Genomic DNA, 12,625 nt, shown 5'->3' with positions numbered 1-12,625 from the left:
TTCACCTGAATTATGCACGACTCGAGCATGAAATCACAACACTGTGATTAGCCTGTTCACCGCTATTTCGCATCGGCGTAGCTGTCCACCACCGCGATCGTGAGGGGGAAGCGCACGGGCAACTCGCCGAACAGCAGCCGGCCCGCCGTCGCCGCGGCCTCCTCGACCGCCGCAACCACAGCATCCGCGTGCCTCGCCTCGGTGTCGATGACGAGCTCGTCATGCATGAAGAACACGAGATGGGGAGCCTCCAACAGCGGAGAACGACCACCCAGCGCGTACAGGCTACCCCGCAGCGCCGCCATCCAGCAGAGCGCCCACTCCGCAGCTGTGCCCTGCACCACGAAGTTGCGGGTGAAGCGGCCCCACGACCGCGCCTGGGAACGGGCCCGGGACTGCGCCGACACCGCAGCCGACTCCTCAGACGCCTCCGCCTGCACCTGATGCCACTGGGCATCCGGAAGCGGAGAGCCACGCCCCAGAAGCGTCGAGACCTTCTGACCGCGCTCGCCCGCACGCGCGGCAGCCTCGACCAGGGCGATCGCCCGCGGATAGGCGCGCTCGAGGGCGGGCATGAGGCGACCGCTCTCCCCCGATGTCGCACCGTACATGGCACCGAGCATCGCGATCTTCGCCTGCTCGCGCGTGCCGACGGCACCGCTCGCGACGATGCCGGCGTACAGGTCGCCCGCGGAACCCGCCTCGATCATGCCCCGGTCGGCAGCCATGCCCGCGAGGATGCGCGGCTCCAGCTGGGAGGCATCCGCCACCACCAGCTTGCGACCGGGATCGGCCACGACCGCGCCACGCACCTGCTTCGGCAGCTGCAACGCCCCGCCGCCGCCCTTGCTCGCCCAGCGGCCCGTCACGACGCCGGCAGGGACATAGTCCGGGTGAAAGCGCCCGTCGCGAACGTTCGTCTCCAGCCAGTGCCAGCCGTTCGCGCTCAGCAGCCGTGCCATCCGCTTGTACTCGAGGAGCGGGGCGACGGCCGGATGCTCCAGCTCCTGCAACTCCCACTTGCTGGTCGACGACACCATCAGCCCGGCGCGGCGGAGTGCGCGCAGCAGCTCCGGCTGCGAATCCGGATTCAAGCTCGGCGCGTCAAGGGTCAGGCGCAGCGCGCCGAGCACCTCCTCCATCAGCACTGGACGCTCGCCCGGACGCGGCCGAGGACCCAGGGTTCGCGTCAGCAGCTCATCGTGCAGATCTGCACGCCACGGCAGGCCCGCGAACCGCATCTCCACGGCGGCCAGAGCACCCGCCGACTCCGCCGCGAGCAGCAGCGAGAGGCGCGGCGTGAGCGCCTGCTGCTGCAGCAGGAACTCAGCGAGCGGATCGAGGCCCTCAGAGGCATCCGGGGTCGTGTCGAAGTCGAAGAGCGCATCCGGCATCGCCTTGGCGACCTCGCCCGGTGGGAGATCCCAGCTACTCGGCGGCGCGGATGCCAGCGCCGAGCCCGCGCTCGCCTCGGAATTGCGCAGGATGGCATGGCAGAGCCGCAGATCGACACACCTGGCCACGCGTACGCCCGCCCGGAGGAGGCTCGGATACCAGAGCTCAGTGCTCTCCCAGACCCAGCGCGGGGAGTCTCTCTCGAGCCGCGCGACCTCGGCAGGGAGTGCGGCTGTCGTCACCGCAGACGGCGCGGCAGCGACGCCATCGTCACCGACAGGGGTCAGCACGGCACCGTTCGACGAGGAGGCGATGACGATGTGCACAGTCCCAGTCTGCCGTGCACCGGCGACACCGCCCGACGCCGACACAGCCGTACGACGCGACGCAGCTCAGCGCCGGAGGGCCGCTCAGTGCAGCAGGCTGCCATCCTTCGCGAGCACGTTCTTCTCGCCGGCCTCGATCGGCACGGAGAAGCGGTTCTGCTTGGGCGGCATGGGGCAGTTGAACGCGTAGGAGAAGCCGCACGGCGGGAGCACCGCGAGGTTGAAGTCGAGCACCACCGTGCCGTCGGCCTGCGGGGCGACGAAGAGGAAGCGACCGACACTGTAGGTGGTGTCACCGCTCGTCGCGTCAGCAAAGACGAGCTGCAGCGCGCGCCCCGACTTGAACGCGGCGAGGTTGTAGTCGACGCCGTCCTTCGTGAAGGTGATCTCACCCGGGATGACCAGCTCGCGCGTCTTGCCGTCGTCCTTGAGATGCTCGAAGCCGAGCGTCGTGCCGCCCGCGATGGGGGTGAACTGTGCCGTGATCACCCACTCCGGGTTGTGCGGGAACGCGTCGATACCGCCGAAGTTCTGGATGGCATCCGAATTCGCATCCCACACCCGCAGCCCGTACACGCCGTCGTCACCCGCGATGATGAACCCGGTCACGGAGTCGCTGAACACGATCGCACTCGGCTTCTCAGCATCCTTGCCACGAACCGTCACCGTGCCGTCGACAAGCTCGCCGTCGACTCGGATGTCATCGGCCGACGATGCGGTCAGGGACACGCCGGATTCACCAGCCGGCAGGGGCGCCCACCGCCCCGGCACACCCCACACCGTCTGCTCCGAGTCGATCCACTGCGTCGTCACGAGGGCGAGGCTGCCCTGCGGCTGCACGACGGAGAGGTCGCGGCGCTCACGGAAGGTGGCGAGACGGGTTTCGGGGGTCACAGCTGTGTCGGTCATGCATCCATCCTTGTCGAGGTCACCGACAGTAACCATCGGCGACACGGAGAATGTTCCCGTTCCGCCCGAATGGGAAAAAAGAATCGGCCCCCACCTCACGGTGGGGGCCGATCGAAGTACTCACTCGCCCGAATGGTCGGGCAAGATCACACTAGAGGGGACGGATGTTCTCCGCCTGCGGGCCCTTGGGGCCCTGCGCCAGGTCGAACTCGACCTTCTGGTTCTCGTCGAGCGACTTGTAGCCGCTCGATGCGATCGCCGAGTAGTGCGCAAACACGTCGGGGCTGCCGTCTTCGGGGGCGATGAAGCCGAATCCCTTTTCAGCGTTAAACCATTTGACGGTTCCTGTTGCCATTTTTCTATTCTCCTTCAGGAGCTCTTCGCGTAACCCCGACCTCCGGGGCTACTCGTCGCGGTGCTCATCGGCCGCTCCCGAAAGAAACATGAAACCGAGGTTTCAAGCATTCAAGATCTGCGAGGTACTGCAACTGCGCTACCGACCCTAGTGCACCTTTCTGCAGAAATACAGTGATTTGTCGCGCATCCGGCGTAGTATTTCGACACCTTAACCGAGTCGTAATCTGTCATTCACTGTTCCGAAGCGCCGAAAAACGCCGTTGCCACCCCGAATCGGCACCCACAAGACCTGTCTCGGATAGGGCCCAGGAACCGGTTCGGGCGCACCTCGTCAGCGCATGCCGGCTCGGGTCGAGGCCTCGGCCCGAGGCATCCTGAGTCCGTAGAGCGCGGCAGCCGCCATCAGCACGGCCGCCGATGCGAACGCTGCGGGGTAGGAGAAGGCGTCGAGTAGTGCACCTGCGACGAGCGGGCCCACGATGGCTCCGGCGTCGGAGAAGGCCGAGAACAATGCGACGGGCGTTGCATTGCGTGGGCCGGCCGCGTCACCGACGGATGCTGCGGGCGCCGTTCCCATGAACGCGGCGGCCACCCCGTAGAGGCACAGCAGCACGATGAGCAGCCACAGGCTGTTGACGAACGGGATCGCCATCAGGAGGACCGCCCCCGCGGAATAGGCGGCGATTATGGCGGGGCGTCGGCCGATCGTGTCGACGAAGCGGCCGGCCGGCCCGAGCGCGATGGTCTGTGCGACGGCGGCGATGGCGAACGCGATGCCCGTCCAGGTGGGCGTCTCATGCAGGAGCTCGACGACGAGCACGGGGATGAGCGCGCTGCGAACACCCATCGACCCCCAGCCCTGCGCGAAGTTGGCGAGGCAGGCTGCGATGAAGCGGCGATCACGCAGAACAGTGCCGAGAGGCACGCGCGGCGTGTCGTGCCTCTCCACTCTGCTGCGGGGCGGCTGAAGCAGGAACAGCCCGACCAGGCCGGCGAGCAGCAGCGTGCCCGCATAGAAGAAGAACGGCGCCCGCAGCGAGATGGCCGCGAGCACGCCGCCGACCGCAGGGCCGGCCATGCCGCCGATGAGGAAGCCGCCCTGGTAGAAACCCATCGCGCGACCGCGCTGCCCCTCGGATGCCGAACCCAGCAGCAGCGTCATGGCCGACACCGAGAACATGGCCGAGCCGATGCCGCCCGCACCGCGCAGCAGCAGAAGCTCCGGGTAGCTCTGAGCGACGCCGACGAGGCCGCTCGACACGGCCACGATGCCGATGCCGATCGCCAAGACCGTGCGCTCTCCCCCGCGATCGATCAGCCGACCGACGAACGGCGTCACCAGCAGGCGCATCAGGGCGAACGCCGCGACGACCGCGCCCACCTCCGTGTAGCCGACGTTGAAACTGCGCACGAAGACCGGCAGCACCGGCACCACCACGCCGAAACCGACCATCACGAAGAAGGCGATCACGCCGAGCACGATCACATCACGCGGCAGGCGCGCCGAGGCATCCGGATGACTGAAGCGCCCGAGGGAGAAGGTCACCCCTCAAGAGTAGGCGTGCGCGAGCGCATCACCCGTCGCTGCCATCGACCGTGGCAAGGTAGTCGAGCGTCGCCTGAAGCGCCTCCTGCGCCTCGGGCAGATCCAGGTGGAACTGGTACTCATGTCCGAGGGCGGGTTCGTGCCCGGCCGCCCAGAACAGGGTCGTCACGTCGGTGCCCGCATCGCGCAGGGCGTTCGCCATCGGAACCGACTGGGTCCAGGTGAGGTCGTCGCCGTTGCCGCCCGAGACGAAGCTGGGCGGGAATTCGTCGACGAAGCGGATGCTCGACATGGTGAGACTCGCATAGGTCGATGACCAGTCGCGGGTACCCGTGTACGCCCACAGCGCCGCCTTCATGCCCCAGGCGTTGATGCCGTTGAGGTCACCCATCGCGGGCAGGTCGTAGACGCCGCAGTTGAGGATGATGCCGTCGAGCTGTGAACGGGACAGGGCTGGTGTCACGCCCATCAGCTCCGCGTAGTCGCTGCGCGTGGTGAGTACGGCGAGCTGGCTGGCGAGCTGCGCACCGGCCGAGTCGCCGGCAAGGATGATGCGGTGCGGGTCGATCCGCAGATCGTCCGCATTGTCGATCAGGTGGGCGAGCGCATCGTTCAGGCTCACGAACGCCTGCGGGTACTGGGTCTCCGGCCCCAGCGGGTAGTTCACGCCGACCGTCGTGTAGCCGTGCGAGGCGAGGATGCGCAGATAGGGCGCGACATCCTCCTTGGAGCCCGAGATCCAGGCGCCGCCATGGATCCAGACGATCGTCGCGAGCGGTTCGGTGCCCGAATCGGGCGTGAACACGTCGAAAGTCGTGTTGGGCCCGGCATCCGCATAGGCGAGGTCGAGCCGCTCGCTCACACCCGAGTCGGGGATGTAGGGCAGCATCTCCTTCATCGTGGCGGTTCCACCCAGCTCGAAGACCGAACGGATGAGCAGGGCCGAGGGCCACTGCGACGAGGCAAGGATGATCGCGACGAGAGCGATGGTGCCCGCGACACCGAGGAACACCTTCTGGCCGCGGGTGTACCGAGGCGCCGCCTCCTTCGCCGGGCCGTCGACTTCGTCGGCTTCGCCAGATGAGGGGGTCTCGTGGGCCATAAGCCTCATCCTAGGGATGCGCGTGGCTCGTCACGTGTCGCGCCGCATGTTCAGCAGCAGAGACGCGGCAGATCGGTCACGCTGCCGCGTTGTCGGTGGGTGTGTGGAGGTTCTTCGCAGCGAGCCAGGTGAGAGCCACCTCGGCGACATCGCGCCATCCTGCATCGATGGTCAGTGAGTGGCCGCGCCCCGGAAACTCGTGGTATTCGGTGATCGAGTCGGGGCTGGCTTCGTACATCTTTGCGACTTCGAGCGTGACCGCCTTCGGAACAGTGTGATCTTCACCACCCGAGGTCAGCAGCAGTGGCCCGCGCACGGCCTGATGGGTGTCGACCTGAGCGGCAGACTTCCGCGAGAAGTTCGCGGTGGCGTCCTCGAACAGCGGTCGACCCGGCCCCGGGATCGTCCACGCCTCGAACAGGGCGTTGGACTCCTCCTCCGTGATTGCGTTGCCGAAGCTGTATCGGAACTGCTTCGCCGTCAGCGACACCGTCCGCTTCCTGTTAGCTGGGTTGCCGAGGACAGGAAAGCCCGAACGCAACAAAGAGAACGGAAGAGCCTTGACGCCCTTGATCGGTGCCGGGTCGATGGCAACCGCCGCAATGACCAGATCGGCCGCGAGCAGCTCTTGGGCGATGAGCCCGCCGAAGGAATGTCCGATGACGATCGGTTTGGCACTGAGCGTCTGGATGTAATCCGCATAGTGGTGGCAGATCTGCTCGATGCCGACATCATCAAGCGCGTCGGCGGCGGCACGGGTTTCCGCGACTGTGGCGGCATCACCCGGCCAGCCGGGCGCGTGCGGCTCGTAGCCCCGCTCTGCGAAGAGATCGAGCCATGGCGCCCACGCGGCGGAGTGGATCCACAGACCATGGATGAAGACAACTGGCGTTCCTGACATGACGTTTCTGCTTTCTGCGGGTGGTGGAATCGGATGTCACAGGTCTTTGGTCAGTCCGCCGTCGATGCGGAAGTCGGCGCCGGTGACGTTTCCTGCCCTGCCACTGGCCAGCAGGATCGCCAGATCGGCGACCTCTTCGGGCTCAGTGAAACGGCCGGTCGAGAAGCCACCGCCACTGTCGATGATGCGGGTGCGGGCCTCGTCGGATGAGACGCCCAAGCTCCTCCCGATTGTGGCTGCGACACCGTTCTCGCCGAGCCACAGCGCGGTCGAGACCGGACCGGGGCTGATGGTGTTGAAGCGCAGGCCCGATGCTCCGAACTCCTTGGAGAGAGACTTGGAAAGATTCCAGACCGCCGCTTTGGTGGCGGAATAGTCGATGACCCCGGGATCAGGCAGGTAGGCATTGACCGAGCAGATCGTCACCACGTTTCCACCCCCGCGTTCGATCAGAAGCGGGATCGCCGTGCGGGTCGTTCGCACCGCCGCCATGAGCGTCAGATTCAGGGTGGCCTGCCAGTCGTCGTCAGTGACGTTGAGAAAGCCGTCGGTGCGTGGGGTGAGGGCGCCGACATTGTTGACGACGATATCCAAGCCACCGAATTGGGACACCCGCGACACCAACTCGGCTGGGCCATCACTGCGCGAGAGATCGATGGCGACTGCGAGAACCTGGCCGGTGTCGGAGAGGGCGACGAGATCTTCGGTGATCGATCGGGCACCGGCGACCACCTTCGCGCCCTCAGCGACCAGAGCCCGTGTGATGGCCAACCCGATTCCCTTGCTCGCGCCTGTCACGACCGCGACCTTGTCAACGAGGTTGAGATCCATGTTCGTGACGCTAGACCTGATCCGATATTCCTCCATGTCCCTGCTGCTCCCACCCTTCCTGGGCCAGTTGCTGCATCGCGGTCGCGCTGGGCGTTCCCTGCTCGGCGAAATAGAGAAAGATCGATTGGCCATCCGTGCCGACCAATGGGAGGGCAAGGTAGAAGAGGTTGAGATCACCCACACGCGGATGCGACAACAGATGCTGACCGGAGCCGATGAGTGCAACGTCTTGGCTTTGCCAGAATCGGCGGAATGACGCGCTACGTCGTGATCCTTCAGCGACGAGGGCGTCAAGTTTCTGGTCTTCACCGTGCGTGTCGGCCAGATTGCGCAACTGTGCCACCGAGCGTGCAGCCAGAGCCTCCCACCCCACATGGAATGAGCGCTCCGACGGATCGGTGAAAAGGGACAGGACGCTGTTCACTCCCGGTCGAAAGTTCGGGTTCAACGCACGTGCGAGAGCATTCGAGGCGAGCACATCGTTGTAGCGGCTGTGGACCATCGCGGCCGTGTTCGTCCAGGAATCGATCAGCCGTTGCGTACTCTCATGAACCAGGTCATCGCGATCAGCCGCCCCCGAAGCGGCCTCTGGCTCTGCCAATCTATGCAGGTAGGCTGCGGCGACCGAGTCGAGTCTCAACGCCCGGGCCAAGGCCTTCTGCACCTGACCGGATGGGTGCCTGTCACGACCCTGCTCGAGGCGGAGGTAGTAGTCGGTGCTGATCCCGGCGAGAATTGCGACCTCTTCGCGCCGCAACCCCACTACTCGACGTTGCCTGCCGCCGCCTGCCAATCCAACATCGTCTGGGTGCAGACCTTCGCGACGCGCTCTGAGATAGTCACCGAGACGACCTGTGGCGGTCACGAGTCAACGCGCCGATCACCGCAGATTGGCGTACGTTGCAGGCCTCGCGAAACGCATCGGCTCGCGAGGTGATGTGTTCTTCTCATCCCACACAGTCACAGCATCACGCACATCAATAAATGGCGCAATGCCCTGGAACCAGACGAAGTACGCCAGCGTGTGACAGGACGTGAACCCGTGGACGCCCCGGTCAGGCTCGCGCCAGCCGGGCGTCGCAGCCCCAACGGATGGAGAGCATGATGGTCGAGCCGGAGGCAGCGCGCAAGAAGTTCATCGTGTTCGGGCCGCAGCAGTGGAACAGTAGGGCGGACGGGACTTGAACCCGTGACCGACGGATTATGAGTCCGCTGCTCTAACCAGCTGAGCTACCGCCCCGTGGCGCAGGAGGCGGCTACGAAGCGGAGCCGTCGAGCGACACATCGGTCACAGGATCCGTGACCGCCTCACCACGATACAGGCTCTCGAACGTGTTCAAGGTGCGCTGGATGTCGTGCGCCTCGATCAGCTTGAGGCTCGCCTGCTTGAGCTTCAAGAGCTCGTCCTGAGGCATCCGAAGCACCTTCGTGAGCTTCTCGGCGAGGTCCGCCGAATCGCCCGGCGTGAACAGGAATCCGTTCTCGCCATTGTGCACGAGGTGAGGCAACGCCATGGCGTCGGCCGCGACGATCGGCAGCCCCGACGCCATGGCCTCCATCGTCGCGATGCTCTGCAGCTCCGCAATCGACGGCATCGCAAAAAGGGTGGCGTGCGTGAGCGTGCCGCGCAGCTCCTCATCGGACACATAGCCCGTGAAGTTCACATTGGAACGGATGCCCAGAGTCGTGGCCAGCTGCTTGAGCTGGTTCATCTGGTCGCCGCCGCCGACGATGTCGAGCTTCACATCCAGCTTCGCATCGAGCGAGGCGACCGCCCGCAGGAGCACATCGATGTGCTTCTCGCCCGTGACCCGGCCGACGAAGACGATGCGGTTCTCGCTGCGCGGCTCAAGGCTCGGCGTGTACAGGCTCGCGTCGATGCCGCAGGAGATGGCGTGCACCCCGCGCAGCTCCGTCTCGGCCTCGAGGAACGCCGCCGCCTTGCGCGTGGGCGTCGTGACAGCCTCGCAGAGCGCGAACGTCCTCGACGCATCCCGCCAGGCGAGACGGATGGCCGTCTGCCTCAGGAACTTCGGCAGCAGCGTGTGCTCGATCATGTTCTCGGGCATGAAGTGGTTCGTGGCGATCACGCGGATGCCGCGCTTGTGAGCCTCGCGGGCCATGCCGCGACCGACGACGATGTGCGACTGGATGTGCACGACATCCGGCTTCACCTCATCAAGGATGCGCGCCGCATGAGCGCGACTGCGCCACGGCAGCACGAACCTCAGCCAGTCGTGCGGGTACCAGCGCCACGAATACATCCGCTCCACCGGGAAGCTCGCACCCTCATGGTCCTCGACGAAACGACCATGCCGGCGACTCGCCGCCGGGGCTGCAACGACCACCTCATGGCCGCGCTGCACGAGGCCGGCGGCGAGGCGGGAGGCGAAGTTCGCGGCCCCGTTCACATCCGGAGGGAACGTGTCGCAGCCGATGAGCACCTTCAGGGGTGCCGTGTCCGGGATATGGGCTGGATCAGAGGTATCGGGCAAGACTGTGCGATTCCTTAGAGTCGGGGGCGTCGGGGGCAGAAGTGCGGCAGCCCGACAGAAGATGAGCGACCCCTGCGAAAGCGACCATCACGGCCGCTCCCGGAGCGGGAGGCATGAGACAAAACTACCCTAATGCCGTGTCTGGGGGTGGTATTTGGCGAGCTGGAACACGCCATAGACGGCCATCGCCCCAGCCACAAGGAACGCGAACATGATGGTCCAGTGGGCGCCGTCGGCCTCCCTCAGTACCAGGATGCCGATGAGCACGGCCACGATCGGGTCGATGACGGTGAGCCCGGCGATCACCAGATCCGGTGGGCCCGAGGAGTACGCGTTCTGCACGAAATAGCCGCCCAGCACCGTGGCCACAAGCAGCGCGACGACACAGGTGAGGGTGAGCCACTCGAAGTCGCCCGTCTTGACCCGGTCGATCACGACCTTCGCGAGGGTCGCCACGAAACCGTAGACGACGCCGGCGCCGACGATGTACATGATCGCCTTGAAACGGTGCCGGTAGGCGAGGAACAGCGCCGCCAAGGCCACCAGGACCACCGCGAGGATTGCGAGGATCACGAACACCTGAGCATCCGAAACCCTGCGTGACGTGGTCGTGAACGACGCGATCGTGACGAACAGCGCGACACCACCCACACAGAATGCGACAGCCCGGATGCTCGCAGCATCGAGCCGAACATTCGACACGCGCGCATTGAGCACGGCGGTGATGACCAGAGCCACCGCGCCGAGCGGCTGGACGACCGTGAGCGGCGCCAGGGCGAGGCTCGTGAGCTGAAAGACCACGGCCAGGCCGAGCATGAGCGTGCCGATGAGCCACGACGGGCGGGCGACCAGCGCAGCCATCTGCCGCAGGCTCAGGCCTGCCGTGCGCACAGGCGGCGCGATCTGCGCCTCCACCTTGCCGACACCGCGGTGCTGCAGCTGCGCGCCCACAGCGAGGAAGACGGCACCGATGAGCGCCACAGGAATGCCCAAGGCCTGCATCGGCGTGAGGGACTCCATCGCCAGTTCTGTCAGGTCGGGAAGCACAGAACGACCCTAAGGGTTCGCGCCGGGATATTCTTGGCGAATGGCCGTACTTCCCATAGTTATCACCGGTGACCCGGTACTCCACTCCCCCGCATCGCCCGTATCGTCCTTCGATTCCGTGCTGCGGGAGCTCGTCGGCGACATGTTCGAGACGATGGAGGCCGCGCCGGGCGTCGGCCTCGCCGCCCCGCAGGTCGGCGTCGGCCTGCGCCTCTTCGTCTACGACTGGACCGACGACGACGGAACCCTGCACCGCGGCACCGCCATCAACCCCGAACTCTGGCTCAGCCCCATCCTCACGGGGGCTCCCGACGACGAGGACGAGTCGGAGGGCTGCCTCTCGGTGCCCGGCGAGCGGTTCGCACTGCGCCGCTCCGAGCTCGCCGTGCTTCGCGCCGTCGACCTGGACCAGCATCCGTTCGAGGTGCGCGCATCCGGCTGGCTCGCCCGCATCTTCCAACACGAATACGACCACCTCGACGGCACCCTGTACGTCGACCGGCTCGACGCGAGTCGGCGCAAGGCCGCCGCGAAGGCGATCAAACGCGAAGGCTGGGGACAGCCAGGGCTCAGCTGGATGCCTGGAGTCGACGATCTCGAAGGCTGAGCGACCCTAACCGCCGAAGACGGCTCGAATCGCCGCAGCCGTCGCGGCGGCGGCCACGATGACGACGATGAACGGCACCCGCACCGAGAACAGCACCGCCGCGACGAACAGAGCAGGAACCCTCGCGTCGAGCACCAGGCCCTCGGCGGAACCGACAGCCTGCGTCGCCACGAGCGCCGCCAGCAGCGCCACCGTCAGCAGGTTGGCTACGCGAGCCGGCCGCGGGCGCTCCATGAACGCCGGCGGAACGAGATAGCCCGACAGCTTCAGGGCGAGGCAGGCCAGCGATGCCACGATGATGATCAGCCACAGGGTCATGACGCTTCTCCCCCGTCGTGACGGTGCTCGCCCAGGTGCGCGTCATGGGTGGCGACCGAATCGGTCGCGACCTCCTCGGCGAGCGTGTGCGCCTCGCGGGAGCCGAACCAGTTACCCAGCCCGACGACCACGGCCACACCCGCTGCGGCCAGCACCGGCACGCCGGCGGGCAGCCAGGGCGTGAGCACCACGGCGACGACTGCAGCGGCGACGGCCACCACGACCGGCTGCAACTGCACAAGTCGGGGCCACAGCAGGCCCAGGAACGCGGCTGCGGCCGCCGCATCCAGACCCCAACGGCTGACATCGCCGAGCAGATCGCCGATGACGGCGCCGAGAAGGGTCGTCAGATTCCAGCCGATGAAGATCAGGATGCCCGTGGCCCAGAAACCGACACGCTGGCCGCGGAGCGTCGTCTGCGCCGTCGACACCGCCGTGCTCTCGTCGATCGTGAGATGCGCGGCCGCCACACGACGGAACAGCCCCGGACCGACGATCGGCCCCATCCGCATCGCGTACACGGCGTTACGCGTTCCGAGCAGCGCGGCGCCCGCAATCGCCGCAGGGCCGGCCGCGAGGCCTCCCGACGCGATCACCCCGATGAGGGCGAACTGGGAGCCTCCGGAGAACATCAGCAGGCTCAGCACGCAGGTCTGCCACACGTCGAGGCCCGCCGTGACCGCCAGTGCCCCAAAGGACACCCCGTAGGCCGAGACTGCGACACCGACGCTCGCCGCCGCCCGCAGAGCCGACGCCGTCTCCGCATCGCGGAAGCGCATCCGCCTACCGCC

The 12,625-nt window shown here is 66.4% G+C and carries 13 protein-coding genes and 1 tRNA gene; 1 reads left to right on the top strand and 13 read right to left on the bottom strand.

Features of this window, described 5'->3' with window-relative positions; translation table 11 throughout:
• Positions 1–62 precede the first annotated feature (62 nt).
• The 11 genes from FB562_RS04695 to FB562_RS04645 all read right to left on the bottom strand — a co-directional run bounded on the left by FB562_RS04695 (position 63) and on the right by FB562_RS04645 (position 10,909).
• Positions 63–1,721 carry a bifunctional 3'-5' exonuclease/DNA polymerase gene (locus FB562_RS04695; RefSeq protein WP_141880084.1) on the bottom strand — a complete coding sequence of 553 codons (1,659 nt, stop codon included), beginning with the start codon at positions 1,719–1,721 and terminating at the stop codon, positions 63–65.
• Positions 1,722–1,805: 84 nt separating this feature from the next.
• The gene (locus FB562_RS04690) at positions 1,806–2,630 is read right to left on the bottom strand and encodes a DUF1684 domain-containing protein (RefSeq protein ID WP_141880083.1); all 825 of its coding nucleotides are present in this window, start codon (positions 2,628–2,630) and stop codon (positions 1,806–1,808) included.
• A 151-nt stretch (positions 2,631–2,781) separates the two neighbouring features.
• Positions 2,782–2,985, bottom strand: a complete 204-nt coding sequence (locus FB562_RS04685; protein WP_141880082.1) for a cold-shock protein — start codon at positions 2,983–2,985, stop codon at positions 2,782–2,784.
• 333 nt (positions 2,986–3,318) lie between these two features.
• Positions 3,319–4,533, bottom strand: coding sequence for an MFS transporter (locus FB562_RS04680; protein WP_246081340.1), 1,215 nt, complete (start codon positions 4,531–4,533; stop codon positions 3,319–3,321).
• A gap of 28 nt (positions 4,534–4,561) precedes the next feature.
• A complete protein-coding gene (locus FB562_RS04675; protein ID WP_141880081.1) occupies positions 4,562–5,635 on the bottom strand; it encodes an alpha/beta hydrolase in 1,074 nt (357 codons plus the stop codon).
• A 76-nt stretch (positions 5,636–5,711) separates the two neighbouring features.
• Positions 5,712–6,536 (bottom strand): alpha/beta hydrolase, encoded by an 825-nt coding sequence (locus tag FB562_RS04670; protein WP_141880080.1) that lies wholly within the window; start codon positions 6,534–6,536, stop codon positions 5,712–5,714.
• A gap of 36 nt (positions 6,537–6,572) precedes the next feature.
• A complete protein-coding gene (locus tag FB562_RS04665; RefSeq protein ID WP_141880079.1) occupies positions 6,573–7,367 on the bottom strand; it encodes an SDR family NAD(P)-dependent oxidoreductase in 795 nt (264 codons plus the stop codon).
• 10 nt (positions 7,368–7,377) lie between these two features.
• Complete coding sequence (locus FB562_RS04660) at positions 7,378–8,232, bottom strand: helix-turn-helix domain-containing protein (protein ID WP_141880078.1); 855 nt, start codon at positions 8,230–8,232, stop codon at positions 7,378–7,380.
• A gap of 301 nt (positions 8,233–8,533) precedes the next feature.
• Positions 8,534–8,607, bottom strand: a tRNA-Ile gene (locus FB562_RS04655).
• Between the two features lie 16 nt (positions 8,608–8,623).
• Positions 8,624–9,862: a glycosyltransferase gene (locus tag FB562_RS04650; RefSeq protein WP_246081339.1), complete on the bottom strand. Its 1,239-nt coding sequence runs from the start codon at positions 9,860–9,862 to the stop codon at positions 8,624–8,626.
• Between the two features lie 129 nt (positions 9,863–9,991).
• A complete protein-coding gene (locus tag FB562_RS04645) occupies positions 9,992–10,909 on the bottom strand; it encodes a DMT family transporter (RefSeq protein ID WP_246081338.1) in 918 nt (305 codons plus the stop codon).
• Positions 10,910–10,949: 40 nt separating this feature from the next.
• Between FB562_RS04645 and def the strand changes: the two genes are divergently transcribed.
• A complete protein-coding gene (def, locus tag FB562_RS04640) occupies positions 10,950–11,516 on the top strand; it encodes a peptide deformylase (protein WP_141880077.1) in 567 nt (188 codons plus the stop codon).
• A 6-nt stretch (positions 11,517–11,522) separates the two neighbouring features.
• Here def and FB562_RS04635 read toward each other — a convergent pair whose 3' ends face one another.
• Positions 11,523–11,834, bottom strand: a complete 312-nt coding sequence (locus tag FB562_RS04635) for an AzlD domain-containing protein (RefSeq protein ID WP_141880076.1) — start codon at positions 11,832–11,834, stop codon at positions 11,523–11,525.
• Positions 11,831–12,613 carry an AzlC family ABC transporter permease gene (locus FB562_RS04630; protein WP_141880075.1) on the bottom strand — a complete coding sequence of 261 codons (783 nt, stop codon included), beginning with the start codon at positions 12,611–12,613 and terminating at the stop codon, positions 11,831–11,833. The genes FB562_RS04635 and FB562_RS04630 overlap by 4 nt, the downstream gene beginning before the upstream one ends.
• Positions 12,614–12,625 lie beyond the last annotated feature (12 nt).

It is taken from the genome of Homoserinimonas aerilata (assembly GCF_006716125.1).
Classification (GTDB): Bacteria; Actinomycetota; Actinomycetes; order Actinomycetales; family Microbacteriaceae; genus Homoserinimonas; species Homoserinimonas aerilata.
The sequence above is the reverse complement of the archived record's forward strand: the minus strand, read 5'-3'. Positions and strand labels throughout refer to the sequence as shown.